The 26,922-nt window shown below is 71.9% G+C and carries 19 protein-coding genes and 1 rRNA gene; 8 read left to right on the top strand and 12 right to left on the bottom strand.

Features of this window, described 5'->3' with window-relative positions; all coding sequences use genetic code 11:
- Positions 1-68: 68 nt before the first annotated feature.
- From H299_RS0100100 to H299_RS0100090, 3 genes are all read right to left on the bottom strand, one after another.
- Positions 69-5,054 (bottom strand): NAD-glutamate dehydrogenase, encoded by a 4,986-nt coding sequence (locus H299_RS0100100; RefSeq protein ID WP_027746749.1) that lies wholly within the window; start codon positions 5,052-5,054, stop codon positions 69-71.
- Positions 5,055-5,344: 290 nt separating this feature from the next.
- Positions 5,345-6,055: an HAD family hydrolase gene (locus H299_RS0100095; protein ID WP_051261972.1), complete on the bottom strand. Its 711-nt coding sequence runs from the start codon at positions 6,053-6,055 to the stop codon at positions 5,345-5,347.
- 110 nt (positions 6,056-6,165) lie between these two features.
- A complete protein-coding gene (locus H299_RS0100090) occupies positions 6,166-6,672 on the bottom strand; it encodes a DUF6912 family protein (protein ID WP_027746747.1) in 507 nt (168 codons plus the stop codon).
- Positions 6,673-6,946: 274 nt separating this feature from the next.
- On the opposite strand from H299_RS0100090, the gene H299_RS37840 reads away from it, so the two are divergent.
- A complete protein-coding gene (locus H299_RS37840; RefSeq protein WP_106965682.1) occupies positions 6,947-7,573 on the top strand; it encodes an Rv3235 family protein in 627 nt (208 codons plus the stop codon).
- Positions 7,574-7,665: 92 nt separating this feature from the next.
- On the opposite strand, the gene secA is transcribed toward H299_RS37840, so the two are convergent.
- The gene (gene secA / locus H299_RS0100080) at positions 7,666-10,527 is read right to left on the bottom strand and encodes a preprotein translocase subunit SecA (RefSeq protein WP_027746746.1); all 2,862 of its coding nucleotides are present in this window, start codon (positions 10,525-10,527) and stop codon (positions 7,666-7,668) included.
- A gap of 164 nt (positions 10,528-10,691) precedes the next feature.
- Here secA and H299_RS0100075 point away from each other — a divergent pair, with 164 nt between their 5' ends.
- Positions 10,692-11,288, top strand: a complete 597-nt coding sequence (locus tag H299_RS0100075; RefSeq protein WP_027746745.1) for a GNAT family N-acetyltransferase — start codon at positions 10,692-10,694, stop codon at positions 11,286-11,288.
- Between the two features lie 76 nt (positions 11,289-11,364).
- Positions 11,365-12,540 (top strand): DNA glycosylase AlkZ-like family protein, encoded by a 1,176-nt coding sequence (locus tag H299_RS0100070; RefSeq protein ID WP_037757165.1) that lies wholly within the window; start codon positions 11,365-11,367, stop codon positions 12,538-12,540.
- 102 nt (positions 12,541-12,642) lie between these two features.
- Here H299_RS0100070 and H299_RS0100065 read toward each other — a convergent pair whose 3' ends face one another.
- The 7 genes from H299_RS0100065 to mtnA all read right to left on the bottom strand — a co-directional run bounded on the left by H299_RS0100065 (position 12,643) and on the right by mtnA (position 20,801).
- Entirely contained in the window at positions 12,643-13,392 is a 750-nt protein-coding gene (locus H299_RS0100065; protein ID WP_027746743.1) for a response regulator transcription factor, read from the bottom strand.
- Positions 13,393-13,521: 129 nt separating this feature from the next.
- On the bottom strand, positions 13,522-14,214 hold the full coding sequence (gene hpf / locus H299_RS0100060) for a ribosome hibernation-promoting factor, HPF/YfiA family (RefSeq protein WP_027746742.1): 693 nt from the start codon (positions 14,212-14,214) through the stop codon (positions 13,522-13,524).
- Between the two features lie 288 nt (positions 14,215-14,502).
- The gene (locus H299_RS31310) at positions 14,503-15,201 is read right to left on the bottom strand and encodes a type I phosphoribosyltransferase (RefSeq protein WP_037757162.1); all 699 of its coding nucleotides are present in this window, start codon (positions 15,199-15,201) and stop codon (positions 14,503-14,505) included.
- A 58-nt stretch (positions 15,202-15,259) separates the two neighbouring features.
- Complete coding sequence (locus tag H299_RS0100050) at positions 15,260-17,086, bottom strand: LpqB family beta-propeller domain-containing protein (protein WP_027746741.1); 1,827 nt, start codon at positions 17,084-17,086, stop codon at positions 15,260-15,262.
- Positions 17,076-19,025, bottom strand: a complete 1,950-nt coding sequence (mtrB, locus tag H299_RS31305) for an MtrAB system histidine kinase MtrB (protein ID WP_078512342.1) — start codon at positions 19,023-19,025, stop codon at positions 17,076-17,078. Before mtrB ends, H299_RS0100050 begins: the two co-directional genes overlap by 11 nt.
- A gap of 1 nt (position 19,026) precedes the next feature.
- On the bottom strand, positions 19,027-19,704 hold the full coding sequence (gene mtrA, locus H299_RS0100040) for a two-component system response regulator MtrA (RefSeq protein WP_027746740.1): 678 nt from the start codon (positions 19,702-19,704) through the stop codon (positions 19,027-19,029).
- Entirely contained in the window at positions 19,701-20,801 is a 1,101-nt protein-coding gene (mtnA, locus tag H299_RS0100035; RefSeq protein WP_027746739.1) for an S-methyl-5-thioribose-1-phosphate isomerase, read from the bottom strand. Before mtnA ends, mtrA begins: the two co-directional genes overlap by 4 nt.
- A 120-nt stretch (positions 20,802-20,921) precedes the next feature.
- Between mtnA and H299_RS0100030 the strand changes: the two genes are divergently transcribed.
- From H299_RS0100030 to H299_RS0100010, 5 genes are read left to right on the top strand one after another with little or no spacing between them, the layout of a single operon-like run.
- The gene (locus H299_RS0100030; RefSeq protein ID WP_027746738.1) at positions 20,922-22,220 is read left to right on the top strand and encodes a glycerophosphoryl diester phosphodiesterase membrane domain-containing protein; all 1,299 of its coding nucleotides are present in this window, start codon (positions 20,922-20,924) and stop codon (positions 22,218-22,220) included.
- Between the two features lie 4 nt (positions 22,221-22,224).
- Entirely contained in the window at positions 22,225-22,953 is a 729-nt protein-coding gene (locus H299_RS31300; protein ID WP_078512341.1) for a DUF4129 domain-containing protein, read from the top strand.
- A complete protein-coding gene (locus tag H299_RS31295) occupies positions 22,950-24,218 on the top strand; it encodes a DUF4350 domain-containing protein (RefSeq protein ID WP_078512340.1) in 1,269 nt (422 codons plus the stop codon). The genes H299_RS31300 and H299_RS31295 overlap by 4 nt, the downstream gene beginning before the upstream one ends.
- Positions 24,215-25,180: an AAA family ATPase gene (locus H299_RS0100015; RefSeq protein WP_027746737.1), complete on the top strand. Its 966-nt coding sequence runs from the start codon at positions 24,215-24,217 to the stop codon at positions 25,178-25,180. Before H299_RS31295 ends, H299_RS0100015 begins: the two co-directional genes overlap by 4 nt.
- A gap of 32 nt (positions 25,181-25,212) precedes the next feature.
- The gene (locus H299_RS0100010) at positions 25,213-26,523 is read left to right on the top strand and encodes a DUF58 domain-containing protein (RefSeq protein WP_027746736.1); all 1,311 of its coding nucleotides are present in this window, start codon (positions 25,213-25,215) and stop codon (positions 26,521-26,523) included.
- A 133-nt stretch (positions 26,524-26,656) separates the two neighbouring features.
- On the opposite strand, the gene rrf is transcribed toward H299_RS0100010, so the two are convergent.
- Positions 26,657-26,773: ribosomal RNA gene (gene rrf, locus H299_RS0100005) — 5S ribosomal RNA — on the bottom strand.
- Between the last annotated feature and the right edge of the window lie 149 nt (positions 26,774-26,922).

Here is a 26,922-nt window from a genome sequence, read left to right as displayed (position 1 = left end):
GGAGCTTGGTCAGCGGCCTGGGCGGGGAGCCCGGACCACCGGGCCCGGCTCCCCGCCCGGCGCCGCGGTCAGCGGTTCGACCGCAGCAGCGTCCGCATCGTGCGCATGGCGACGGACAGGTTGGCCAGGTCGAACGTGTCCGACGAGTGGATCTCGTCGAGCGTCGCCCGGGCCCGCGCCAGGATCGCGGAGTTCTTCTCCTCCCAGGCCGCGAAGCGCCGCTCGGCCGACGCCGAGCCGTTCCCCGCCGCCAGGACGTCCGCCGTCAGCAGCTGATGAGCCGCGTACAGGTCCTCGCGGATCGCGGCGCGGGCCGTGGACTGCCAGCGGTCCGCACGCGGCAGCTCGCCCACCCGCTCCTGCAGCTGCGTGATGGCCAGCCGGTCCGCCAGGTCGTAGTAGACCGCTGCGACGTCCAGCAGCTCATTGTCCGTACGGCCCGCCACCGCGACGACGTCCAGCGCCGGGAAGGCGGCCGAGAAGCCCGCCACGCGCCGGGCCAGCTCGGCCGGGACGCCCGCCTCGGCCAGCTCGTCGTACACCTTCTCGTACCACGAGGCGTCCTCGCCCTTGAGCAGCTTGGGCAGCTCCGCGCAGACCGCCTCCACCCGCTCGCCGAACAGCTCGATGGTGTCGGCGAGCAGCAGCGGCTGCGGCCGGTTGTTGAGCAGCCAGCGGGCGGCGCGCTCCACCAGCCGCCGCGAGTGCAGCCGGATGCGGGTCTGGACGGCCGCCGGAACGACGTTGTCGAGCGCCTCCACCTCGTCCCAGATGGCGCCGAGCCCGTAGATCTCGCGGGCGGCCGTGTGCGCCCGGACGATCTCCTCCGTCGACGCGCCGGTCTCCTCCTTGATGCGGTGCAGGAAGGTGGAACCGCCGGTGTTCACGGTGTCGTTGACCAGCACCGTCGTGACGATCTCGCGGCGCAGCGCGTGGGTGTCGATCGCCTCGGTGAAGCGGTCCCGCAGCGCCTGCGGGAAGTAGGCGTACAGCAACCGCTGGAGGTAGGGGTCGTCCGGCAGCTCGCCCGTGATCAGCTTCTCGGTGAGCGTGATCTTGGTGTAGGCGAGCATGACGGCCAGCTCGGGCTGGGTCAGGCCCTGACCGCCCGCCAGCCGGTCGCGGATCTGCTTGTCGCTGGGCAGGAACTCCAGGCCCCGGTCGAGCTTGCCCTCCTTGCTCAGCCTGCGCATGTGGCGCTGGTTGGCCTGGAGGAGGCTCGGCGCCTGGTCCAGCGAGTTGCCCAGCGCGGCGTTCTGCGCGTAGTTGGAGCGCAGCACGAGCGCGCCGACCTCGTCGGTCATCTCGGCCAGCAGGGCGTTGCGCTGCTTGACGGTCATGTCGCCGTTGGTGACGACCGTGTTGAGCAGGATCTTGATGTTCACCTCGTGGTCGGAGGTGTCCACACCCGCGCTGTTGTCGATGGCGTCGGTGTTGATCCGGCCGCCCCGGGTGGCGAACTCGATCCGGCCCAGCTGGGTCAGGCCGAGGTTGCCGCCCTCGCCGACGACCTTGACGCGCAGCTCCTGCCCGTCCACCCGGATGGCGTCGTTGGCCTTGTCCCCCACGTCCGCGTGCGTCTCGTTGGACGCCTTGACGTACGTGCCGATGCCGCCGTTCCACAGCAGGTCGACGGGGGCGCTGAGGATCGCCTTCATCAGGTCGGCCGGGGTCATCTTGGTGACGCCGGAGGGGATGCCGAGCGCGGCACGCACCTGGGGGGTGATCGGGACGGCCTTCGCGCTGCGCGGGTGGACGCCGCCGCCCGCCGACAGCAGCTTGGTGTCGTAGTCCTCCCAGGAGGAGCGGGGCAGTTCGAAGACGCGGCGCCGCTCGGCGTACGAGGTCGCCGCCTCCGGGTCCGGGTCGAGGAAGATGTGCCGGTGGTCGAAGGCGGCCACCAGGCGGATGTGCTCGGAGAGCAGCATGCCGTTGCCGAAGACGTCTCCGGACATGTCACCGACGCCGACGACCGTGAAGTCCTGGGTCTGGGTGTCGTGGCCCAGCTCGCGGAAGTGCCGCTTGACCGACTCCCAGGCGCCGCGCGCCGTGATGCCCATGCCCTTGTGGTCGTAGCCCGCCGAGCCGCCGGAGGCGAAGGCGTCGCCCAGCCAGTAGCCGTAGGCGACGGCCACCTCGTTGGCGATGTCGGAGAACTTCGCGGTGCCCTTGTCGGCGGCGACCACGAGGTAGGTGTCGTCGCCGTCGTGCCGTACGACGTCGGCGGGGTGCTCGACCTCGCCGGCGACGAGGTTGTCGGTGATGTCGAGGAGGCCGGAGATGAACGTCCGGTAGCAGGCGATGCCTTCGGCCTGCCAGGCGTCCCGGTCCACCGAGGGGTCGGGCAGCTGCTTGCCGACGAACCCGCCCTTGGCGCCGACGGGCACGATGACGGTGTTCTTCACCTCCTGCGCCTTGACCAGGCCGAGGATCTCCGTACGGAAGTCCTCCCGCCGGTCGGACCAGCGCAGGCCGCCGCGCGCGACCTTGCCGAAGCGCAGGTGGACGCCCTCGACCCGCGGCGAGTACACCCAGATCTCGTACGCCGGGCGGGGCGCGGGGAGGTCGGGGATGCGCTGCGGGTCCAGCTTCATCGACACGTAGCTGTGCGGGGCGCCGTGGCTGTCGCACTGGAAGTAGTTGGTGCGCAGGGTGGCCTTGATCACCGTCAGGAAGGAGCGCAGGATGCGGTCCTCGTCCAGGCTGGCGACCTGGTCGAGCGCGCCGTCCAGCTCCTCCAGCAGGCCGTCCGTCAGCTCGTGCCCGGCGGAGGCGCGCTCCGGGGACATCCGCGCCTCGAAGAGGTTGACCAGCAGCCGGGTGGTGTGGACGTTGCGGCGGAGGGTGTCCTCCATGTAGTCCTGGCTGAAGGTGGCCCCCGCCTGGCGCAGGTACTTGGCGTACGCGCGCAGGACCATCGCCTGGCGCCAGCCGAGACCGGCGGAGAACACCAGGGAGTTGAATCCGTCGTTCTCCGCCCGGCCGTACCAGACGGCGGCGAACGCCTCCTGGAAGCGGTCGCGGGCGTCGTCCCCGAACTCCTGCGTCTGGGCGACGGGCATCCGCAGCCCGAAGTCGTAGATCCACGCCTTGCTGCGGTCGGCGCAGCGCAGCTCGTACGGCCGCTCGTCGACGACCTCGACGCCCAGGGCCTGGAGGATGGGGAGGACGGCGGAGAGGGAGATCGGCTCGCCGGTGCGGTAGATCTTGAAGCGGCGCTCGCCCTCGGCGGCGCCCACCGGCTCGTACAGGCTCAGCGCGAAGTCGCCCCCGGTGGACAGTCGCTGGATGTACTGGAGGTCGGCGACGGCAGCGCGCGGCGCGAAGTCGGCCTTGTACCCCTCGGGGAAGGCGTGCCCGTAGCGGTGCGACAGCTCGGCGGCCTGCTCCTCGCCGCACTCGGCGACGAGTGCCTCGGTGAAGCCGTCGGCCCAGGAGCGGGCGGCCTCGGCGAGGCGGGCCTCGATCCGGTCCGTCTCCGCGTCGGTGAGCCCGGACAGCTCGCTGCCGGGGGTGACCCGGATGACGAAGTGCAGCCGGGAGAGGATCGACTCGGTGTTCCACGCGGTGAAGTCGACGCTGGTGCCGCCCAGTTCCTCCGTGAGGATGTCGATCAGCCGCAGCCGCACACCCGTGGTGTAGCGGTCGCGCGGGAGGTAGACGAGCGCCGAGTAGTACCGGCCGTACTCGTCCTGCCGCAGGTAGAGCCGCAGCTTGCGGCGCTCCTGGAGGTAGAGCACCGAGGTGACGATGGAGCGGAGCTGGTCGACCGGGGTCTGGAACAGCTCGTCGCGCGGGTAGGTCTCCAGAATCTGGAGCAGGTCCCGGCCGTCGTGGCTGTCGGGGGTGAAGCCGGCGGAGCTGAGCACCTCGGCCACCTTGCGGCGGATGACCGGGACCCGGCGCACCGACTCGGTGTAGGCCGAGGAGGAGAAGAGGCCGAGGAAGCGGCGCTCACCGATGACGTTGCCCTCGGCGTCGAACTTCTTCACACCGAGGTAGTCGAGGTAGGAGCGGCGGTGCACCGTGGACCGGCTGTTGGCTTTGGTCAGCACCAGCAGCTTGTGCTCGCGCGCCTTCGCCCGGGCGTCCGCCGGGAGCCGGTTGAAGGAGGGGGAGACCGGATGCCCCTCGGAGTCGAGGTGCTTGGGGTCGGAGCGCAGGATGCCCAGCCCGGTACCGGGGACGGCGCTCAGCAGCAGCTCCTCCTCGCCATGGCCCGAGTCGACCTCCAGCTCGTACTCCCGGTAGCCGAGGAAGGTGAAGTGGTCCTGCGCGAGCCAGTCCAGCAGCTCGCGCGCCTCCTCCACCTCCTGGTCGCGCACGTCCGAGGCGATGGGCTCGGCGGCCAGCCCTTCGGCGAGGCGGAGGGCGGAGTCCCGCATCTTCTCCCAGTCCTCGACCGCCTCGCGCACGTCGGACAGGATGCGCAGCAGGTCACCGGTGATCTGCTTGAGATCCTCCCGCTCGGTCTCGCGGTCGATCTCGACGTGAATCCACGACTCGGTGACCGCGTCGTGCGGCAGCGCCTCCTCGGTCTCGGCGTGGCCCGCCCGAAGGCGGGTGTCCCGGCCGGAGTCGAGCACCTCCAGCAGCTTGCCGGTCACGTCGCGGCGCACGGTGATCTGGGGGTGGATGACGGCGTGGATGCCGCGGCCCTGCCGGGACAGCTCGTTGGTGACCGAGTCGACGAGGAAGGGCATGTCGTCGGTGACGACCTCGACGACGGTGTGGGTGCACGTCCAGCCGTTCTCGTCGACCGTCGGCGTGTAGACGCGGACGTTCGCCGTGCCCTGCGGCCGGTCCTGCGCGAGCCGGTGGTGGGCGAGGGCCGCGCCGAGGATGTCGACCGGGTCACGGTCGGTGAGGTCTTCGGGAGCGGCATGCAGGTAGTAGCGCTGGAGATACACGGCGAGGGCGTGATGCTCGCCGGACCCGAGACCCCCCAAGTCCCCCGGCCCCTGCGCGGGGTGTCCCCCGAGCGGGTTCTGCTCGGCTACCCGTGCGGCTTCCGCGAGCCGCTCGGCCTTTGCTTCGTCCAGCTTGGTCTGCATGTCCTCTGACTCCTGTCAACGCGCCTTTGCGTGACGTCGGTGTGGCGAAGGCATGACGTCGGAACGCGGGGTGCCCGCGCCTCACCGACGTTATGCCACAGGGGATGAACAGCGGCAGCCCGGGCGCTGTCGCGCTGGGGACACGGTGCGAAGGCTGCGTCCCCTTCGACGGATATGGCGCTGATCACGACGGTAAGGCTAACCCCCCGAGGCTGATCGTCATGAGGTTATGTGGACAAACCAGAACCCCGGCTTGTCCATAATGGACAGACGCCCAGATCAGGCCGCCGCTACCCGGCGGAGGCTATCCGCTCCGCCACCTCGACAGCGTCCAGCAGGGTGTCCACCACCGGCACCCCGGCCGTCGCCAGGCTCGCGCGGCTGTGCGAACCGCCCGTGTAGAGCACGGCGCCGACACCGGCCCGCGCGGCGGCGAGCGCGTCGTCCACCGCGTCGCCCACGACCACCGTACGGGCCGGATCGATCCCCCCAAGGGCCGAGAGGTGCCGGGCCAGCTGATCCGCCTTGCCCCCGTCGGAGGGCCCGAGGGCGCCGTCGACCCGCAGGAAGCGGCGGTCGATCCCGTAGGTGCGGACGAGCGGGACGAGCCGGTCGTGCGGGGCGAGCGAGCACAGGGACTGGGTGTGCCCGTCCTGCTGCCGGGCCGCCAGCAGCTCCGCCGCCCCCTCGGTGAGCCCGACCTCCCGCACCAGCTGCCAGTAGTAGCGGTGGAAGGAGGTGTCCAGCACCTCCCACTCCTCCCGCGTCGGCTGCCGCCCCAGCACGCGCTCGTAGAAGAGCGGGACCGGCACGCAGTACAGCTCGCGGTAGCGCTCCAGCGTGATCGGGGGCAGGCCCGCCTCCCCGAACGAGGCGTTCGTCGCCTCCAGCACGGCGTGGACGTCGTGCAGAAGCGTGCCGTTCCAGTCCCAGACGATGTGTGTGACGCCGACACGGGCCTGCGCGGGGGCGGCGCCGTGCTCTGCGTTCTCCAGTGCCATGGTCCCGACCGTACGCGCCGGGTCTGACAACCGGTGGCGGGCTTCCCGAGGGCCCCTGCGGCTGGGCGGGGCCGGGGCTCGGCTGGGCTGGCCGAGTCGGGGGGACCGGCTCAGGCGAGCAGTGCGGGGATCTCCTGGGTGGCGAACCACAGCAGCTCGTGCTCCTCCGCGTCCTCCACCGCCTGCCGCGCTCCCGCCTCGTCCCGCTCCGCCGCGGCCAGGGCCGACACGGCGGCGGCGATCCGCGCCGCGGCCTCCTCGGCGTCGACGTGCACCGCGGCGGCCTCGCTCAGCCGCACCGGCCCGGTGATCCGGACCTCGCCGCGTGCCGCGTCGGCCGCGGCGGCGTCGCCCGGCACCGCCAGGTCCTGCGGCGCCACGTCCAGCGCGACGACGACCCGGCGCCGTACCGCGTCCGGGTCGGCCGCGAGGAGGTGCAGGGAGGACTCGGCCGCGTGACCGAGCGCCGCGTACTCCAGCTCCTCGTCATGGCCGGACGGGTGCCACTCCCGGAGCCCGGGGGTGACGGCGTACGCGTCGACCGTGCCCGCTGCCAGCTCGTCCGACCGGTGCGCCTGGGCGAGCGCGGGGAGGGTCAGGGGGACATAGACACGCATGACTTGCCGCTTTCGTGTATCGCCGTACCGACTGATCCGCCAGCATACGGGCCCCGGTACGCCCGAGGGCATCCGAGCGCGCACGGAAACCCGCAGCTCACCGGCGGCATGCGTCAGTGGTGCGGCACACATGACCCGGACGGGTGAATTCCGCCGCACCCGCCCCACGGGCTCGCGCGCGTTGCGGTCGGGGAAGCCGACCGCTACAACCGACCCGAAAGCTACTGCCCGGTATCCACCTGCCGCGACCGGGCCGGCCGGGAGCGGGGGAGCCATGACCAGCACCAGCGCACACACACCAGCCGCGGTACCGCCGCCGGGCGCTGCCGCGCGCCGGGGCGCCACGGAGCCCGGGGAGGCGCGCGTACCGGGCCAGGGGCCGAGCCGCGCACCCGCGCGTACCGGACCACCGGGGCGCCGGGACTCGCGGCGGCCCGACCCGCGGCGCGCGCGGCCCACCGAGTCGGCCGTGGGCGCCGCCGCACGGCGGCGCCGCGAGGCCAGGCCGCACCGCTGGTTCGCCCAGCAGCTCCTGCTGGTGCTCAGCGGGCAGCGGCCCGCCCACACGATGCTGCGCCACGTACGGGGCGACGCGTTCGACGAGCTGACCAGGATCGCGCCGCAGGCCCCGCTCCGGCCGCGCGGGGCGGACCGTACGGCGCCGGAGGTGGCAGCCGTCGGGGTGCAGCAGCCGCGGGCGGGGGTCGTCGAGGCGTTCGCCCGGATCACGGCGGGCGGCCGGCGGCAGGCACTGGCCTTCCGTCTGGAGCTGGGCGAGGATCACCGCTGGCGCTGCTCGGCCTTCGAACTGGACGGCACCGGCAGCGGTACCGGCACCGGGGCCGGAGGGCGGTCACGCCCAGCAGCGGCGGCGCCCCCGCTCCCCCGGCAGCCCGGCTGACGCCGGGCCTCGCCCCGCAACGACGGGCCGGGCCCGCGCTCCCCGCGGGGGCACGGGCCCGGCCCGTCGCATCGGCGCCTGCGCGCCGTGTGTCACTTCTTGCGGCGACGGCCCTTCTGGGTCTTGCGCCGCCGCTCCGCGCGGGTCAGGCCGTCGGCCTGGGAGCGGATGGGACCGTCGTCGGCAGCCGCCGAGTCGCCCGCGTCCGAGGCACCGTCCTCCCCCGTGGACATCTCGCCCTCGACCACGCCGCCCTCAGCGGTGGGCGCGGAGAAGTGCAGCTTGTCGGGGCGCTGCGGCGCGTCCAGGCCCTTCGCCCGGATCGCGGGTGCGGCTCCGGCGGGTACCGCGTCCCGCGCCTCCTTCCGCAGGGACGGGGCGCCGACCGGCACCTCGTCCTGCACCGGCACCTCCTCGACCTGCTGCTCGACCTGGACCTCCAGGTTGAACAGGTAGCCGACGGACTCCTCCTTGATGCCCTCCATCATGGCCTGGAACATGTCGAAGCCCTCCCGCTGGTACTCGACCAGCGGGTCCTTCTGGGCCATGGCACGCAGGCCGATGCCCTCCTGGAGGTAGTCCATCTCGTAGAGGTGCTCGCGCCACTTGCGGTCGAGCACCGAGAGGACCACGCGGCGCTCCAGCTCGCGCATGATCTCGGAGCCGAGCTGCTCCTCGCGCTTGTCGTACTGCTCGTGGATGTCGTCCTTGATCGACTCGACGATGAAGTCGGCGGTGATGCCCTCCCGCTCACCGGCCGCGTCCTCCAGCTCCTCAATGGTCGCCACCACCGGGTAGAGCTGCTTGAAAGCGGCCCAGAGGCGGTCGAGGTCCCACTCCTCGGCGAACCCCTCCACCGTCTCGGCCTGCACGTAGGCGTCGATGGTGTCGTCCATGAAGTGGCGCACCTGGTCCTGGAGGTCCTCGCCCTCCAGCACCCGGCGGCGCTCGCCATAGATGACCTCGCGCTGCCGGTTGAGGACCTCGTCGTATTTCAGGACGTTCTTGCGGATCTCGAAGTTCTGCTGCTCCACCTGGGACTGGGCGGAGGCGATGGCGCGGGTCACCATCTTGTTCTCGATCGGCACGTCGTCGGGGACGTTGGCCATGGCCATGACGCGCTCGACCATCTGCGCCTTGAACAGCCGCATCAGGTCGTCGCCCAGCGAGAGGTAGAAGCGGGACTCGCCCGGGTCTCCCTGGCGCCCGGAACGGCCGCGCAGCTGGTTGTCGATACGGCGCGACTCGTGCCGCTCGGTGCCCAGGACGTACAGCCCGCCGAGGTCCTTGACCTCCGCGAACTCGGCCTCCACCGCCTTCTCGGCCCGCTCCAGGGCCGCCGGGAGCGCCGCGGCCCACTCCTCCGCGTGCTCGACCGGGTCCAGGCCCTTGGTGCGCAGCTCCGTCTCGGCGATGTCGTCCGGGTTCCCGCCGAGCTTGATGTCCGTGCCTCGGCCGGCCATGTTCGTCGCGACCGTGACCGAGCCCTTGCGGCCCGCCTGGGCGACGATCGCCGCCTCCCGGTCGTGCTGCTTGGCGTTGAGCACCTCGTGCCGGACGCCGCGCTTGTTGAGCTGCTTGGAGAGGTACTCGGACTTCTCGACCGAGGTGGTGCCGACCAGGACGGGCTGGCCCTTCTCGTGCTTCTCCGCGATGTCGTCGACCACGGCGTCGAACTTGGCGACCTCGGTGCGGTAGATCAGGTCGCCCTTGTCGGCGCGGGCGAGCGGGCGGTGGGTCGGGATCGGGACCACGCCGAGCTTGTAGATCTGGTGGAACTCGGCGGCCTCGGTCATCGCCGTACCGGTCATGCCGGAGAGCTTGCTGTAAAGGCGGAAGAAGTTCTGGAGGGTGATCGTGGCGAGCGTCTGGTTCTCGTCCTTGATGTCCACCTCCTCCTTCGCCTCGATGGCCTGGTGCATGCCCTCGTTGTAGCGGCGGCCCGCGAGGATACGGCCGGTGTGCTCGTCGACGATCATGACTTCGCCATCGATGACGACGTAGTCCTTGTCCTTCTTGTACAGCTCTTTCGCCTTGATGGCGTTGTTCAGATAACCGACGAGAGGGGTGTTGACCGACTCGTAGAGGTTGTCGATGCCCAGCCAGTCCTCGACCTTGGCGACTCCGGCCTCGTGGATCGCGACGGTGCGCTTCTTCTCCTCGATCTCGTAGTCGCCGGTCTCCGGCTTCTGGAGCCGCGTGTCGCCGGCCTCGCCCTTCTCCAGCCGCTTCACCAGCTTGGCGAAGTCGCTGTACCACTTGGTGGCCTGGTCGGCCGGGCCGGAGATGATCAGCGGCGTACGCGCCTCGTCGACCAGGATGGAGTCGACCTCGTCCACGATCGCGAAGTTGTGCCCGCGCTGGACCAGCTCGTCCTGCGACCAGGCCATGTTGTCGCGCAGGTAGTCGAAGCCGAACTCGTTGTTCGTGCCGTAGGTGATGTCGCTGTGGTACTGCTCGCGGCGCTGCGTCGGCGTCATGTTGGCGAGGATGCAGCCCACCGAGAGGCCGAGGAAGCGGTGCACCCGGCCCATCCACTCGGAGTCGCGCTCGGCCAGGTAGTCGTTGACCGTGATGATGTGGACGCCGTCGCCCGAGATGGCGTTCAGATACGCGGGCAGCGTGCTGACCAGGGTCTTGCCCTCACCGGTCTTCATCTCGGCGACATAGCCGAGGTGCAGCGCCGCGCCGCCTTGGATCTGCACGTTGTAGTGGCGCTGGCCGAGCACGCGCTTGGCCGCCTCGCGCACTGTCGCGAAGGCCTCCGGCATCAGGTCGTCCAGGGACTCACCACCGGCGTACCGCTCCTTGTACTCATCGGTGAGAGCCCGCAGCTCGGCGTCGGAGAGATCGAGAAAATCCTCTTCGATGGAATTCACCTGCCGCGCGATGCGGTCCAGCTTGCGCAGGATTTTGCCTTCACCTGCGCGCATGAGCTTGCCGAAGACGGACACGTAGGGTGACTCCTTGCCGGTCGGGCCTGGCACGGTCTGGTGCGCGGGCACAGCGGAGTGGACCCCCGCCGCACCGGCCATCGTAAGACAGTGGAGATGGCCGCTGTACCCCCAACGTGCCGGACATCCGGAAGGTGCCGCGTGACGGCGTGAGAATGAACGGCATGGAACCGATCACGCTCAGCACTCCGCGCCTCCTGCTGCGCCCCTTCGAGGAACGCGACGTGGAGGCCGTGTTCGCCGCCTGCCAGGACCCGGCGATCCGCCGCTGGATACCCGTGCCCGACCCCTACGAGCGCGGGCACGCGGAGGATTTCGTACGCAACACCAGTCCGGCCGCCTGGCGCGAGGACACCATGTACAACTTCGGGGTGTTCACCCGGGACGGCACCCTGACCGGTTCCATGGGGCTCGTACGGCTGGCCCTGCTGCGTACCACCGAACACCAGGCCGAGCTGGGCTTCTGGGCCGCCCCCGAACAGCGCGGCAAGGGGTACACGGACGAGGCCGCCCGCGCGGTGATCGACTGGGCCTTCGGCGGGCTCGGGGTCGAACGGCTGGAGTGGGTCGCGCAGACGGGCAACGACGGTTCGCTGGCGGTGGCGCGCAAGCTGGGCTTCGTCGTCGAGGGCGTGCAGCGGGCCCGGATCGTGCACCGGGGCACGCGGCGGGACGCGTGGATCGGTGCGCTGCTGCCGTCGGACTGGGGGCGCGGCTCGCCCACGCCCTATCTGCCCGGCCCCGAAGCGGCTGGCGGGTAGCGGCCGTTGGCGCGGGAGCCGGCCGGGGCGGGAGCACCGGACCGGGGTGTCAGTGGCGGCGCCTACGGTGTCCTGTATGAAACCCGAGTTCTCCCTCTCCGCCGACGAAGCCCGCCGTATCGCGCTGCGGGCCCAGGGGCTGCTGGGCGCGCCGGACCGGCGTGCGGGCGTGCGCGGCGTGCTCCGGCAGCTGGGCGCGGTGCAGCTGGACACCATCTCCGTGCTGGCCCGCTCGCACGAGCTGATTCCGTACGCGCGGCTGGGCGCGGTCCGCCGCGGGACGGTGGAGTCGGCGTACTGGAGCGAGGGGCACTCGTTCGAGTACTGGTCGCACGCGGCGTGCATCCTGCCGATCGAGGAATGGCCGCACTTCGCGTTCCGGCGCCGGGCGATGCGCGCCCGCGGGCATCGCTGGCACCAGCTCGCCGAGCGGGACGTCGCCTGCGCCCTGGTGCGCGACCGCCTCAAGGCCGAGGGCCCGCTGACCACCACCGAGCTGGGCGGCGGGAAGAACGGCGGGGAGTGGTACGACTGGTCGGAGACCAAGATCGCGGTGGAGTGGCTGCTGGACACCGGTGAGGTGGTGTGCGCCGAGCGGCGCGGCTGGAAGCGGGTGTACGACCTGGCGGAGCGCGCCGTCCCGGGCGCGCTGCTGCACGACGACCTGTCCGACCAGGAGTGCGTGCGCCGCCTGGTCGCCCAGGCGGGCGGCGCGATGGGCGTCGCGACGGAGGCGGATCTGGCCGACTACCACCGGCTGAAGCGCGAGCAGGTGGCCTCGGCCGTGGCGGACACCGGCCTGGTCCCGGTGGAGGTCGCGGGCTGGGGGCGGCCGGCCTGGGCCGCCCCGGAGGCGCTCGCCGCACCGCCTCGCGGCCGCCACCGTACGACGCTGCTCTCCCCGTTCGACTCGCTCATCTGGGACCGGCCGCGCACGCAGCGGATCTTCGGCTTCACCCACCGGCTGGAGGCGTACGTGCCCAAGCCCAAGCGGGTGCACGGCTACTTCGCGATGCCGCTGCTGACGGGCGGGCGGCTGCGCGGGCGCGTCGATCCCGCGCGTGAGGGCACGACGCTGGTGGCCCGGCAGTTGTCGCTGAGCGATCCGGGCGCGGTGGCTCCGATGGCGCAGGCGCTGGCCGAGGCCGCCTCCTGGGCGGGCTGCACGGAGGTGCGGGTGGAGCGGGTGGCGGCGGAGCTGCGCGGGCCGCTGGACGCGGCACTCCGGGAGGCGCTGCCCGCGGCGGGCTGAGCGGATACGGGCACAGGGGACGGACCGCGGGGCGGGCGGGCCGCTGGGGCGGGCGCGGGCGGTACGAGCGCGGGCAGGTGCAGGCCGGGCAGGACCTCGCCCTCACCTGATCTCGAGGATCTTCTCCCGCATCGCGTACACCACGGCTTCCATCCGGGAGTGCAGCTGGAGCTTCTCCAGGATGTTGCGCACGTGGTTCTTCACGGTGTTCTCACTGATGAAGAGTTCTTTCGCGATGTCTCGGTTGTTCATCCCGGTGGCGACCAGCTTCAGCACCTCCAGCTCCCGGTCCGTGAGCCGGGGCGCGGGCACGAGCTTGCTCTCGTCGGTGCGCTGGATCATCGACTTGAACTCGGTCAGCAACTTCGCCGCCATCGACGGACTGATCTGGGACTGGCCGTCGGCGACCGCCCGGATCGCCGTGGACACCTCGTCCGTGGAGATCTCCTTGAGCAGGTACCCGGTGGCCCCCGCCTTGATCGCCTCGTAGAGGTCGGCCTCCTCGTCACTGATCGTCAGCATGATGATCTTCGCGCTGGGGGCGACCTCCTTGATCGCGGTGCACGCCTCGATGCCGCCGCGTTTGGGCATCCGCACGTCCATCAGCACGATGTCGGGCAGCAGGTCGGCGGCCTTGTCCACCGCCTCGGCGCCGTCCCCCGCCTCGCCGACGACCTGGATGTCCTCCTCCTGTGCAAGGACGATCTCCAGCCCGCGCCGGAACAGCGCGTGATCGTCCACCACCAGCACCCGGATGGGCTCCTTGCGCGGATCGCACGCGTCCGACGCGTCCCCGGACGGGTCCGCGCGGGTCCCGGGCACGGGCATCGCGGGACCGAAGCTGTCCGCCATCGTTCCTCCCCCAGCAGGCTGTGCCGCGTCAACCGGACCGCGAGCGGCGCCGGTTGGCGGTGAGGACATGATTCCATGCCCGCGCCCCCGGCCGGGCCCAAGGCCCGGCCGGGGGCGCGATCACGTCGGTCACCCGCCGAGGGCTCCGCCCGCGCCGGGCGGTGCCTCCTCGGCGAACGGGTCCTGGTCCAGATGGATCACGCCGTAGTCGTATCCGTGCCGCCGGTAGACGACACTCGGCTGCTTCGTCTCGGCGTCGACGAAGAGATAGAAGTCATGACCTACCAGCTCCATCTCGTAGAGCGCCTGGTCGAGCGGCATGGGCGCTGCCGCGTGCGTCTTCTCCCGGACCACGAGCGGTCCGTCGCCCTGCACCTCCAGCGGCCCCACCTTGGTGGTCACCGGCTGCCCGTCGCTCGCGGGCGGGGCCGAGGCAGCCGCATCGAGTTCGTCGTTGAGTTCCGCGGCCAGATGCGCGGTCGCGGCGGCCACGCTGATCGGCGCCCGGCCACCCGCGCGGTGCACCCGGCGCTTGTCGTGCTGCTTGCGCAGCCGCGCCTCCAGCTTGCCCGCTGCCAGATCCAGTGCCGCGTACGGATCGGACGCGGCGGCCTCCGCCCGGATGACCGGACCACGCGTGCGCAGGGTGATCTCCACCCTGTCGGAACGGTCGGCCTGGCGGGGATTGTGCTCCTTGGACACCTCGACGTCCAGATTGATCACCTTGCCGTCGAGTTTCTGGATCTTCTCCAGCTTCTCGGCCACGTGCTTGCGGAACCTGTCCGGCACGTCTGTCTTTCGGCCCTTGACGACGATGTCCACGCAGAACTCCGTTCCCGGACCGCTCCGCGCGATCGAGCGGAACGCGTCCGTTGTGCACTGACGCCGGAGGCTCGCGGTGAAACCGCGGACGCCCTCCGGCATAACGTCGGGTTGCGGCTTTCACCTCCTTCTCCCCCGGGGGGAAGATCGTCACCCCCACTCCGAACGTACATCCAGCGGGGGGTAACTCGACACCCCCCTACCGATACGTACCTCCGTTCAGAGGCCGTTCTCCCTCTGCCAGGAGTAACGACACGAGATCCTCGGTGGTTCCGCCCGGGGGCCGGCTCAGCGCCGGACGCGCACCGCCACCACCGCGGCCACCGGCGCCCGGCCGGTCACCGCGCCGATCGCACGCGCACCTTCCGCCAACGAGGCGCCCGTCGTCATCACGTCGTCCACCAGCACCACCTCCGCCGCCGACAGCGGCCTGCCGAAGCGGGGCACCGCCTCCAGCGCACCGCCGAGATTCCGCATCCGCTGCCCCGCCGTGAGCCCCGCCTGATCCGCGACCGCACGCCGCTGGCGCAGCACACCCAGCACCCGGGCGGGCACCCCACCGCGCCGCAGCTCGCCGGCGGCGGCCAGGGCGATGCGCCGGCCGGGGTCATGACCGCGCCCCGCCACGGCCCGGCGCGCGGAGGGCACCGGCACCAGCGCCACCGGCGGCGCGCGGCCCGCCGCCCCGAGGGGGACTGCCGCGCGCACCGCAACGGCCAGCAGCGCTCCCAGCGGCGCCGCGAGGCGCAGCGCACCCCGCTCCTTGTGCGCCAGCAGCGCGGCCCGCACCTCGTCCGCGTAACCGACGGCCGCGTAGACCGGGGGCAGCCCGGCGGGCTCCGGAGTCGGCCGGACACGCCGCGCCACCGCCGCACCGAGCCTGCCCCGGCACTCCTCGCACAAGGGCGACCCGGCGCCCGGAGCGCCGCATCCGGGGCAGCCGACAGGCAGCACCAGATCCGCCAGCTCCTGCCACATCCCTCGCATACCTCTACTGTCCCAGCACCTTCACAGGACCGCCAGAGCTGTGGATAAGTCCGGACATCTACCCCGGATAGACCGGTGCGGTGCCCTTGTCCGTCAGCGTCTTCCAGTTCGCGTCCGGCGGCAGCCGCACGATCCCGTACGCCGACTCCGCCAGCAGGGGCCTGCCCTCGTCCTCGGACGCGGCCACCCCGGTCACGTCGTTGATACCGGGAAGCGTCGGCTGGTTCGTCGTCGAGCCGTCCGTACCCACGTACTGGAGCTGCTGGACGCTCTCCGTCTCCCGCCCGACCACCACCAGCTGGCTGTCCCCCGCCCAGGACGCGGCGATCACATCCTCGAACTGGGGCGCGGCGGGCCGCAACGCCGCCACCGCGATCCGCGGCTCCTCGCGGGTGCCCGTCCGCTCGACGCGGCCCAACTGGAGAGACCGCTGTCCGTCCGGCTCACGCACCCGGATCGCGATCCGCACGCCGTCGGAGGAGATGCGCAGCGACTCGATGCGCTCGCCCTTGCCCAGCGCGGGCACGTCGACCTCCTCGGGCTTCTCCCGGCCACCGCGCAGCCGCAGCAGCCGGGGGTCCTCCGGGTCCCGGTCCGCGACCCACAGATCCCCCAGCCCGTCCCAACTGGGGGCGGTCAGCCGGTCCTTCTCCCGCTCGGCTCCGCTGCGGAGCACGGGCTCCCCCAGTTCGCCGCCGCTGGAGAGCGGGGCGACGTAGAGGGAGCGGCCGTCGAGGGAGACCGCGGCGGCCTGCCGCTCGTCGCGGCTGACCGCGACCGAGCCCATCTCCACCTCGCCGCTGCCCAGCGCGCCCTCCACCACCTTGGTGTCCTCACTGGTGGCGGTCACCGCGGCGACCCGGTGCTTGCCGTCGATGAAGTACTGCCGGTCGCCGCGCCCGTTGAGCCGCCCCGGCTCGTACGACTCGGCACCCTCCTTCGAGAGCCCGCACAACTCCTCGCCGCCGGGGCCCTCCAGCGTCACCCTGCTCACCGTGGAGGAGCCCTGGGACTGGACGGAGTGCAGCACCTGCGCCGCCATCCGGGCGCACTGCGCCCGCCCGGCCCGCGCACCGCGCTCGTTGATCCGTACGGTCAGCTGGCCCGAGTCGTCCAGCGACAGGTGCCGCCTGCCCTTGCCCGCGAGGCGGGTGCCCGCCGGGAAGGCCGAGGAGACCACGGGGTCGAGCCAGGCCGTCGGACCCTGGAGGAGCGCCTCCAGCGTCTCGGTCACGGGGTCGATCCGGCCGCGCACGTAGACCGGGTCCGCCACCAGCACGTCCCTGCCTCGCGAGACCGTCTCGATGTCCGGTCCCAGACGCGCGTAGTAGTAGACGTTGACCGAGCGGTAGATGCGTTCGAAGTCGGACTCACTGAGGATCAGGCCGTCCGGCAGGTCGTCGATCCGCCAGCCCTCCTTCAGCTTGGTGAGGTGGAACCGCTCGCCGTAGTCGCCGCTCGCCGAGTCGTAGCCGTGCGTGCCGTCGACCACGGCCGTGCGGCTGCCGCCCACCTCGACCGAATAGCCGTGTGCACCCCCGCCGTCCGGCAGCGAGGCGCCCGGGTTGGGTCCGCCGGTGACCACCGTCGTCCGCCGGAACGGGTCCCAGTCCTTCGCCGCCTGGTCGGTCAGATACTCGCGCGCGGTGGCGAACGTCGGCTCGTCGCTCGTCGTCGCCTCCAGGAAGCCCCGGACGATCTCCTGCGGCCCCTCGCCCTTCTGCGGGCTCACACCGAAGACCCGCACCCTGGACTCGCCCTCCGCCCGGTGCGAGGAGTCGACCCGGTCGACCTTCCCCCCGGACGGCATCGACGCGCAGGCGGACAGCAGCAGGACGCCGACCAGCAGCAGCACTCCGGCCGTACCACGGCGCTCAACGCGCATCGTCCGGCTCCTCTCCCCAGTCCCCGGTCTTCTCCGGGCGCGACCCGGCCCCGTTGCCCGTGCTCCCTGCCGTGCCGCCCGCCGCGCCGGCGCCCGCCGGGACCCGTGAGTGGGCGGGGAAGGCGCCGGCCACCCCGCGGTGGCGGCGCGAATCGGCCGGCTCCAGCGGGATCGGAGAGCCGTGCAGCGGATCACCGAGCGCGGCGGGCAGCGTGAGCCGGAACTGTGAACCGCCACCGGGCTCGCCCCACGCCCGCAGCGAACCACCGTGCAGCCGGGCGTCCTCCATCGCGATGGACAGCCCCAGACCCGTGCCGCCGGTCGTGCGGGCCCGCGCCGGATCGGCCCGCCAGAAGCGGTTGAAGACGCGGTTGACCTCGCCGGGCTTCAGGCCCACGCCGTAGTCGCGGACCGCCACGGCCACCGCGCCGCCGTCCGACGCGAGCCGGATCACCACGTCGCGGCCCTCGCCGTGCTCGATCGCGTTGTCGAGCAGATTGCGCAGCACCCGCTCGATCCTGCGGCTGTCCACCTCGGCCACCACCGGCTCCTCGTCCCCCAGGATCACCACCGTGCTGCCCTTGCGCTCCGCGAGCGGCTCGCAGCCGTCCACCACCCGCCGGACCACGTCCCGCAGGTCGGTCGGCTCGGCCTCCAGCGCGGCGGCGCCCGCGTCGAAGCGGCTGATCTCCAGCAGGTCGTTGAGCAGCGACTCGAAACGGTCGAGCTGGCCCAGCAGCAGTTCGGCGGAGCGCGCCGTCGCGGCGTCGAAGTCCGCCCGGCCCGCGTGGATCACATCGGCCGCCATCCGCACCGTCGTCAGCGGGGTACGCAGCTCGTGCGAGACGTCGGAGACGAACCGCCGCTGCATCCGGGAGAGGCCCTCCAACTGCTGGATCTTCACCTGGAGGTTCTGCGCCATCTTGTTGAACGCCTCACCGAGCCGGGCGATGTCGTCCTCACCGGTGACCTTCATCCGCTCCTGGAGCCGCCCCGCCGCCAGCCGCTCGGAGATCCCGGCCGCCATCCGCACGGGCGTGACGACCTGCCGCACCACCAGCCAGGCGATGGCGCCCAGCAGCACCACGACGAAGACGCCCGCGGTGACCAGCGTCCCCTTGACCAGGATCAGCGTTTCCTCCTCCTGCTCGAAGGGGAAGACGTAGTACAGCTGGTACGGATTGCCGTTCCCGTCGGTGACCCGCTTGCCGACGATCAGCGCGGGCTCGGTGCCGCCGCTCTTGCGGTGCAGTTCCGCGTACCGCTGATGGGTGCCGTCGTGCTCGTCCATCGCCGCACGCAGATCCGTGGGGATGCTCTCCTCCGGCAGGATGTCGCCGGTGGCGCGCGAGCCCTTCAGCCGCGCGTCGGCGTTGCCGAGGATGGGGATCTCGTCGCTCTCCGAACTGAGCACGACCACGGAGTACACGCCCTGCCCGCCACTCGCCAGCTGCTCCATCAGGCTGTTCAGCCAGGTGCCCGCGGACTGCGCGCTGCTGTTGACCGCACCCGTCTCCGCGTCACCGGAGCCCCGGGGGTTGCTGTTGTCGGCCGCCTGCTGGGCGAAGGCGAACCCGCCCATCGCCTGGCTCTGCGCGGACTGCTCCTTCGCTTCGAGCAGGCCGTTCCGCACCTGGCCGGTGACGACGATCCCGAGCAGCAGCACGACGCCCAGCGACATCAGGAGCGTGGCCGCGACCACCCGGAGCTGGAGATTACGGCGCCACAGGCGGATGGCGGGCAGCAGCGGGCGGCGCACCAGCCGGACGAACATCCGGAACACCGGATGCGCCCTGGTCCCTGTCGCGCCCTCGGGCAGCAGTCCGTCGGAGAAGAACCCGCCAGCGGGCCTCAGCCGCCCGAGTTTCGAGGACTCGCGCGGCTGGTCCCCGGTGCCGCCCCCGCCCGTGGGCCGGGGGCCACCGCCCGTGCCGGACATCTCAGCCAGGCCCAGCCTTGTACCCCACGCCGCGCACCGTCACCACGATCTCCGGCCGCTCCGGGTCCCGCTCGACCTTCGACCGCAGCCGCTGCACGTGGACATTCACCAGGCGGGTGTCCGCCGCATGCCGATAGCCCCACACCTGCTCCAGGAGCACCTCGCGGGTGAAGACCTGCCACGGCTTGCGCGCGAGCGCCACCAGCAGATCGAACTCCAGCGGGGTCAGCGCGATCGCCTGCCCCTCCCGCTTGACCGAGTGGCCGGCGACGTCGATCACCAGGTCGCCGATGGCCAGCTGCTCCGGCGCGGGCTCCTCGGACCGCCTCAGCCGGGCCCGGATACGGGCGACCAGCTCCTTGGGTTTGAACGGTTTGACGATGTAGTCGTCAGCGCCGGACTCCAGCCCGACCACGACGTCCACGGTGTCCGTCTTGGCGGTCAGCATGACCACCGGCACCCCGGACTCCGCTCTGATCAGTCGGCACACCTCTATGCCATCCCGCCCCGGCAGCATCAGATCGAGCAGCACTAGGTCGGGTTTGGTCTCGCGGAAGGCGGCCAGCGCCTTGTCTCCGTCCGACACGAACGACGGTTCAAAGCCTTCGCCGCGCAGCACGATGCCAAGCATCTCTGCCAGTGCGGTGTCGTCGTCGACGACAAGGACGCGTCCCTTCATGAGTTCATCATCCCATTACCCGATCGTGACTCTCCCGATCGTGACATGGAACACAATTCCGCGATGCCCTTCCCGTCGATCGGGGACACCACACCGCGCTCGGTGATCAGCGCCGTCACCAGCTCCGGCGGAGTCACGTCGAACGCCGGGTTGTACGCCTCGGCACCCTCCGGAACCATCCGCACACCCGCGGGCTCGGTCACCTCGCGCGCGGGCCGCTGCTCCACCTCTATCGCCGCGCCGTCCGCCGACTCCGAGTCGACCGTCGTCGCGGGGGCGACCACCACGAAAGGCACCCGGTGGTGGCGGGCGAGCACCGCCAGCGGATAGCTGCCCACCTTGTTGGCCACCGAGCCGTCCGCCGCGATCCGGTCCGCGCCTATCAGCACCGCGTCCACCTCACCCGCCGCGAACAGCGAACCCGCGGCGTTGTCCGCCAGTACGCAGTAGGGCATGCCCTCGCGGGCCGCCTCGTACGCGGTGAGCCGGGCACCCTGGAGCAGCGGACGCGTCTCGTCCACCCACAGCCGCCGCAACTCACCCGTGCGGTGCACCGCCCGCACCACCGCGAACGCGGTCCCCTCACCGCCGGAGACCAGCCGCCCCGTGTTGCAGTGCGTGAGGACACGGAGACCGCCACCGGGGAACAACTCCGCCAGCAGGGCCCGCCCGTGCTCCGCCATCGCCGCGCTCGCCCGCGCGTCCTCCGCGTGCAGCTCCCGCGCCGCCGCGAGCGCGGCGGCGGCGGCCCGCTCCGGCCCGGCACCGCCCTCGACCGCCGCACGGTACGCGCGCTCCGCCCGCCGCACGCCGTAGCCCAGATTGACGGCGGTCGGCCGCGCGTGCGCGAGCCGGGCCGCCGCCCAGGCCACCTCGTCACCGCGGGCCGCAGCGAGCGCCACCCCGTACGCGCCGACGACGCCCAGCAGCGGCGCACCGCGCACAGCAAGCCGCTGGATCGCCTCCACCAGCGCGGACACCTCCGTACACGCCAGCTCGACCTCCTCCGACGGAAGCCGCGTCTGGTCGAGAAGGACCACGGCGGGCCCCTCGGGTGGCTCCTGCCATCGCACTACCGGAAGATTCTGATCAGCCATCCGCACAGTCTGCCTGCTGCCCGTGCCCGGCCACAGGCCGCAGATGGCCACAGGCCGCGACCCGTCCCGCGGGCCTCCGTGACACGATGGCTGCCAACCAGGCGAAGGAGTAGGAGAACCATGAGTGACTCTCCGGGCTGGGCTTCGCCCGGATCTTCCCCGTCCGACCCGACCGGACAGGCCGACCCGACCGGGGCGGCAGAGGGCGCCGAAGGGCAGCCCGACCGCCCCGCGCGGCCCGACTCGCAGCCGCCCCAGGACCAGCCGCCGCGCAACTGGGCACCGCAGCAGCCGCCGACGGCCGGCGAGCCGGGCTGGGCGGGCGCGCCACCACCGCCCCCACCGGGATACCAGGGCCCGCCCGGACACTCCGGCCCGCCCGGCTGGAACCAGTGGAACCCCGCCTGGACGCAGCCGCCCGCCGCCCAGCCCGGCGTCATCCCGCTGCGCCCCCTCGCCGTCGGCGAGATACTCGACGGCGCGGTCTCCAGCGCCCGCGCCCACTGGCGGACGGCTCTGGGCATCGCCCTCGGCGTCGCCGTCATGATCCAGATCGCCTCCACGGCGGCCACCGGCATCTGGCTGCGGAACAACAGCGGCCTGGAGGCGTTGCAGGACGACCCCGACCCCTCCACCGAGGAGCTGACGGACGCGCTCCGCTCCACCCTCAGCAGCGCGGGCGTCGAACTGCTGGCCACCCTCGTCGGCACGGTGGTGGCCACCGCCATGCTCACCATCGTGGTCAGCCGCGCCGTACTGGGCCGGCCGATCACGCTCGGTGAAGCCTGGCGAGAATCCCGACCGCAGTTGCCGCGACTGCTCGGCCTGACCCTGCTGGTCCTGCTCATCGTCCTCGGAGCGTTCGCCCTCGGCCTCGCACCGGGCCTGCTCCTCGCCCTCGCGGGAGCCACGGCGGGAGGCGCCCTGCTGGCCGTCCTCGGCGGCTTGGCGGGCCTGGTGGCCGGAATCTGGCTGTGGGTGCGCTACTGCCTCGCCGCGCCCGCCCTGATGCTCGAGAAGCAGCCCGTGACCGGCGCGCTGCGCCGGTCGGCGAAGCTCGTGAAGGGGAGCTGGTGGCGCATCTTCGGCATCCAGGTCCTGGCCGTCCTGCTGGTGACCGTGGTGGGCTTCATCGTTCAGATCCCCGCCACCCTGGTCGCCGAGCTGGCGGAGGGCAACGGAGCAAACAACATCCTCTCCGGCACCGACTTCTCCGTCTCCTGGACCTACCTGATCATTCTCGGTGTCGGCGCCGTCGTCGCCTCCACCATCACCCTTCCCCTCAGCGCGGGCATCACCGCCCTCCTCTACATGGATCAGCGGATCCGGCGCGAGGCACTCGACCTCGAGCTGGCCCGTGCCGCGAGCGCGGAGGACGGCGGCCCGTCGCCCTCCGCACCGACGGCACCGGGGAGCTGACCGCATGACGTGGGGCCCGGCCGCGGCGGCACCCGGCACGGTGACGGCCCCGGGCCGGGTCACCGCCGCCCCCGGGGAGGACGGGCCGGTGACCATCCCGCGCGAGCCGGCCCGGCGCGCCGCCGAGGACGAACTCTCCAAGCCCGCGTACCACCAGGACGATCCAGGGCTGCTCCAGCGCGTCCTGGACTGGATCTGGGAGCGCATCGGCACCCTGCTCAACTCCGCTGCGGACGTCTCACCAGGGGGCGCCGTCGGCCTCTTCGTCATCCTCACTGCGGTGCTGCTGCTCCTCCTCACCCTCTGGCTGCGCCTGGGAACACCGCGCCGCAGCCGCGCCGCAGCCCGCGAGACGCTCTTCGAGAACGGTCCGCGCAGCGCCGCCGAGCACCGTGCCGCCGCCGAGGCGCACGCGGCCCACGGCCGCTGGAGCGAGGCGCTCCAGGAACAGATGCGCGCCATCGTGCGGTCTCTGGAGGAGCGCGCGCTGCTCGACCCCCGCCCCGGACGGACGGCCGACGAGGCGGCCACCGAGGCGGCACGGCCGCTGCCCGCACACGCGGACGCGCTGCACGCCGCCGCGCGGGCCTTCGACGAGGTCACATACGCGGACCGCCCGGCGGACGCGCCCGGGTACGCCCGCCTGCGCGACCTGGACGACGCACTGTTGGCCAGCAGGCCCGACCTCGCGGTCGCCGCCTCCTCCGCCGCGCCGCACGGAGTAGACCGTTGACCCTCGCCTCCCCTCCCTCGGCCACCACCTCCACGTCGCCGACCGCCGGTCAGCTCTGGCGCCGCGCCCGCGGACTGCTCCTGGGCGCCGCCGTCCTCGCGCTGACCGGAGTGATCATCGCTGCCCTCCGCTCCGGCGAGCATCACGGAGCACTCGATCCCCGCTCCGCCGACCGGTACGGCAGCCGGGCCACCGCGGAGCTTCTCACCGACCGGGGCGTGCGGACCACCGTCGTCACGACTACGGCCGAGGCCGTGGCAGCCGCGGGCCCTGATACGACGCTGCTGGTCACCGGACCCGAATCCCTCACCCCGAAGCAGCGGGCCGCGCTGCGCGAAGCCGCGCCGGGGGGCCGAACCGTACTTCTCTCCCCGGGCCCGGCGTCCCTGAGCGCCTTCGCCCCCACCGTGCGGGCGGACGACCTCCCCGCCCCCGTAGAGCCCACGCCGCCCGACTGCGCCTTCCCTGCGGCGCAGCGCGCGGGCGACGCCGAGCTGGGTGGCGTGCGCTACCAGCTGCCCGAGGGCTCCGGTGACGCGTGCTACCTGCGCGGCCAGTCCGCGACCCTGGTGCGCCTGCCCGCCGCCACGGGCGGCGGCGACACCGTCCTTCTCGGCGCCCCGGACCCGCTCTACAACGACCGCCTCGACGACCACGGCAATGCCTCCCTCGCCCTTCAGCTCCTCGGTTCCCGCCCGCATCTGGTGTGGTACCTCCCCTCCCTCTCCGACTCGGCGGACGGCGAGGACGACCGCGGCTTCTTCGCGCTCGTGCCGGACGGCTGGACCTGGGCCACCTACCAACTCGCCTTCGCCGCCCTGCTCGCCGCGCTCTGGCGCGCCCGCAGGCTCGGCCCACTCGTCTCCGAAGAGCTGCCCGTCGTCGTACGCGCGTCCGAAGCGACCGAGGGACGGGCCCGCCTCTACCGGAAGGCGAACGCCCGTGACCGCGCGGCACACGCCCTGCGCAGCGCCAGCCGCGCACGGCTCGCCCCGCTGGTCGGCGTCGCGTCGGCCCGCGCTGACTCGCCGGACGAGCTGCCGCAGGCCGTCGCCGCGCAGCTCGGCCACGCCTCGCTCACCGGCACCGACGGCGCGGTAGCCGTCCGAGCACTGCTCTTCGGTCCGCCCCCGCAGGACGACGCTTCCCTGATCCGCCTGGCAGACGAACTCGACGCACTCGAGAGCCGCATCGCCCCTACGGCCGGCCCGACCCCGGCACCGACAGAAGCCACCGCACCCACAGACAAGGACGGCACCGCGTGAGCGCCCCCTCCGCAGACAGCGCCCGCAGCGCCCTCGAGGCCCTGCGCACCGAGATCTCCAAGGCCGTCGTCGGCCAGGACGCCGCCGTCACCGGCCTCGTCGTCGCCCTGCTCTGCCGGGGCCACGTGTTGCTCGAAGGAGTGCCCGGCGTCGCCAAGACCCTGCTCGTCCGCACCCTGGCCGCAGCACTCGAACTCGACACCAAGCGCGTTCAGTTCACCCCCGACCTGATGCCCAGCGACGTCACCGGCTCACTCGTCTACGACGCCCGCACATCGGAGTTCTCCTTCCAGCCCGGCCCCGTCTTCACCAATCTGCTGCTCGCCGACGAGATCAACCGCACTCCCCCCAAAACCCAGGCATCACTGCTGGAAGCGATGGAGGAACGCCAGGTTTCCGTCGACGGCACTCCCCGCGCCCTCCCCCAACCCTTCCTGGTCGCCGCCACGCAGAACCCGGTGGAATACGAGGGCACCTACCCTCTCCCGGAAGCCCAGCTCGACCGCTTCCTCCTCAAACTGAACGTGCCGCTGCCGAGCCGCGCCGACGAGATCGGCGTCCTCACCCGTCACGCCGAGGGCTTCGACCCCCGCGACCTGAACGCCGCCGGAGTACGACCCGTCGCCGGCCCGGCACAACTCGACGCCGCGCGAGCCGCCGTCGCCACGACCTCCGTCTCCCCGGAGATCACCGGCTATGTCGTCGATATCTGCCGTGCCACTCGCGAATCCCCCTCGCTCTCCCTCGGCGTCTCTCCCCGAGGCACCACCGCCCTGCTCGCCACCGCGCGCGCCTGGGCCTGGCTGACCGGGCGCGACTATGTCATCCCTGACGATGTGAAGGCCCTCGCGCTGCCGACCCTCCGCCATCGCCTCCAGCTGCGGCCGGAGGCGGAGATGGAAGGCGTGACCCCGGACAGTGTGATCAGCTCGATCCTCGCCCAGGTCCCGGTCCCCCGCTGAGACTCCACCCACCGATTGACGAGCCCGACACCATGGCACTCACCGGACGCACTGCCCTGATCGCCGCCCTCGGCGCGCTGCTGGTCGGTCTGCTGCTGCCCAGCTGGACCGGCCTGCTCGCCGTGGAACTCCCCCTGCTGCTGGCAATCCTCTACGACCTCCTCCTCGCGGCGCCAGTGCGAAAGCTCCATTTCACCCGATCCGGTGATACTTCAGTTCGACTTGGCGAACGTGCGCACGTGGACCTGCTGATCAGCAATCCTTCGCACCGCCCCCTGCGCGCCTCCGTTCGCGACGCCTGGCCTCCCAGTAGCTGGCCGGGCGACGAGGGGGTCACCGCTTCCCGCCACCGGCTCACCGTTGCGCCTGGTGAACGGCGGCGGCTCACCACTCCCCTGCACCCCGTCCGACGGGGCGACCGCCGGGCCGCCCGCGTCACGGTCCGCTCGCACGGACCGCTCGGGCTGGCGGCACGCCAGGGCAGCCACGCGGTTCCCTGGACACTGCGCGTGCTGCCCGCCTTCGCCAGCCGCAAGCACCTGCCCGCGAAGATGGCCCGGCTCCGTGAACTCGACGGCCGTACCAGCATCCTCACCCGCGGTGAGGGCACCGAGTTCGACAGCCTTCGCGAATACATCCCCGGCGACGACACCCGCTCCATCGACTGGCGTGCCACCGCCCGCCAGACGACCGTCGCCGTCCGCACCTGGCGTCCGGAGCGGGACCGGCGCGTTCTCGTCGTGCTCGACACCGGACGCACCTCGGCGGGCCGCGTCGGCGACGCGCCACGGCTCGACGCGTCGATGGACGCCGCGTTGCTGCTGACCGCCCTGGCCTCCCGGGCCGGCGACCAGGTGGACCTGCTCGCCTACGACCGCCGCCCCCGGGCCACCGTCCGGGGCCGCACGGCACGGGACGTCCTCCCGGCCTTCGTGAAGGCGATGGCGCTCATCGAACCCGCCCTCGTGGAGTGCGACACCCGGGGGATGGTGGCGACCGCGCTGCGGTTCGCCCGCCGCCGGTCTCTGGTCGTACTGCTCACCGGGCTGGAGGCAGCAGCGGTGGAGGAGCAACTGCTTCCTGTACTTCCTCAGCTCACACGGCGGCACACGGTCCTCGTGGCAGCCATCTCCGATCCCAGGATCGAGGAGATGGCGAGGTCACGGGGCACAGTGGACGCGGTCTACGAGGCCGCGGCGGCAGCCCGAACCCAGGCGGAGCGGAGAAGCACCGCAGAACGGCTCCGCGGTCACGGCGCCCTCGTCGTGGACGCGCCTCCCGCCCAGCTGGCGCCGATGCTCGCTGATTCCTACATGGCGCTGAAGGCCGCCGGGCGGCTGTAAGAGTGCCGGAATAGCTTCAGCCGCGCCAGGGATCGATGAACAAAAGCAGGCGCCGCGACCAGCGCTGGTGCGGCGCAAAAAAAGAGGGTCGGGTTCTCTGAAATGAACTCAGAGAACCCGACCCACAATGATTGTTCGGCGGTGACCTACTCTCCCACACGCTCCCGCATGCAGTACCATCGGCGTAACAAGGCTTAGCTTCCGGGTTCGGAATGTAACCGGGCGTTTCCCTCACACTATGACCACCGAAACACGGTGAAACACACACCAGCAGCACCACACCACCCACCCCAAAAAACAGATAGCAGTGTGTGCCGGCTTGGTTGTGGTCTCAGAAACCACACAGTGGACGCGAACAACTGAGGACAAGCCCTCGGCCTATTAGTACCGGTCAACTCC

The sequence above is a fragment of the Streptomyces sp. CNH287 genome (assembly GCF_000424825.1).
The sequence above is the reverse complement of the archived record's forward strand: the minus strand, read 5'-3'. Positions and strand labels throughout refer to the sequence as shown.

Bases quoted from the DNA above. Each gene is read 5' to 3' on its own strand.
- H299_RS0100010 (WP_027746736.1), top strand. From the start codon at position 25,213: ATGGCACTCACCGGACGCACTGCCCTGATCGCCGCCCTCGGCGCGCTG.
- H299_RS31310 (WP_037757162.1), bottom strand. From the start codon at position 15,201: ATGCGAGGGATGTGGCAGGAGCTGGCGGATCTGGTGCTGCCTGTCGGC.
- H299_RS0100070 (WP_037757165.1), top strand. From the start codon at position 11,365: ATGAAACCCGAGTTCTCCCTCTCCGCCGACGAAGCCCGCCGTATCGCG.
- mtrA (WP_027746740.1), bottom strand. From the start codon at position 19,704: ATGAAGGGACGCGTCCTTGTCGTCGACGACGACACCGCACTGGCAGAG.
- H299_RS0100050 (WP_027746741.1), bottom strand. From the start codon at position 17,086: ATGCGCGTTGAGCGCCGTGGTACGGCCGGAGTGCTGCTGCTGGTCGGC.
- H299_RS31300 (WP_078512341.1), top strand. From the start codon at position 22,225: ATGACGTGGGGCCCGGCCGCGGCGGCACCCGGCACGGTGACGGCCCCG.
- mtrB (WP_078512342.1), bottom strand. From the start codon at position 19,025: ATGTCCGGCACGGGCGGTGGCCCCCGGCCCACGGGCGGGGGCGGCACC.
- H299_RS0100090 (WP_027746747.1), bottom strand. From the start codon at position 6,672: ATGCGTGTCTATGTCCCCCTGACCCTCCCCGCGCTCGCCCAGGCGCAC.
- H299_RS0100100 (WP_027746749.1), bottom strand. From the start codon at position 5,054: ATGCAGACCAAGCTGGACGAAGCAAAGGCCGAGCGGCTCGCGGAAGCC.
- H299_RS0100095 (WP_051261972.1), bottom strand. From the start codon at position 6,055: ATGGCACTGGAGAACGCAGAGCACGGCGCCGCCCCCGCGCAGGCCCGT.
- mtnA (WP_027746739.1), bottom strand. From the start codon at position 20,801: ATGGCTGATCAGAATCTTCCGGTAGTGCGATGGCAGGAGCCACCCGAG.
- H299_RS0100075 (WP_027746745.1), top strand. From the start codon at position 10,692: ATGGAACCGATCACGCTCAGCACTCCGCGCCTCCTGCTGCGCCCCTTC.
- H299_RS0100065 (WP_027746743.1), bottom strand. From the start codon at position 13,392: ATGGCGGACAGCTTCGGTCCCGCGATGCCCGTGCCCGGGACCCGCGCG.
- H299_RS0100030 (WP_027746738.1), top strand. From the start codon at position 20,922: ATGAGTGACTCTCCGGGCTGGGCTTCGCCCGGATCTTCCCCGTCCGAC.
- H299_RS37840 (WP_106965682.1), top strand. From the start codon at position 6,947: ATGACCAGCACCAGCGCACACACACCAGCCGCGGTACCGCCGCCGGGC.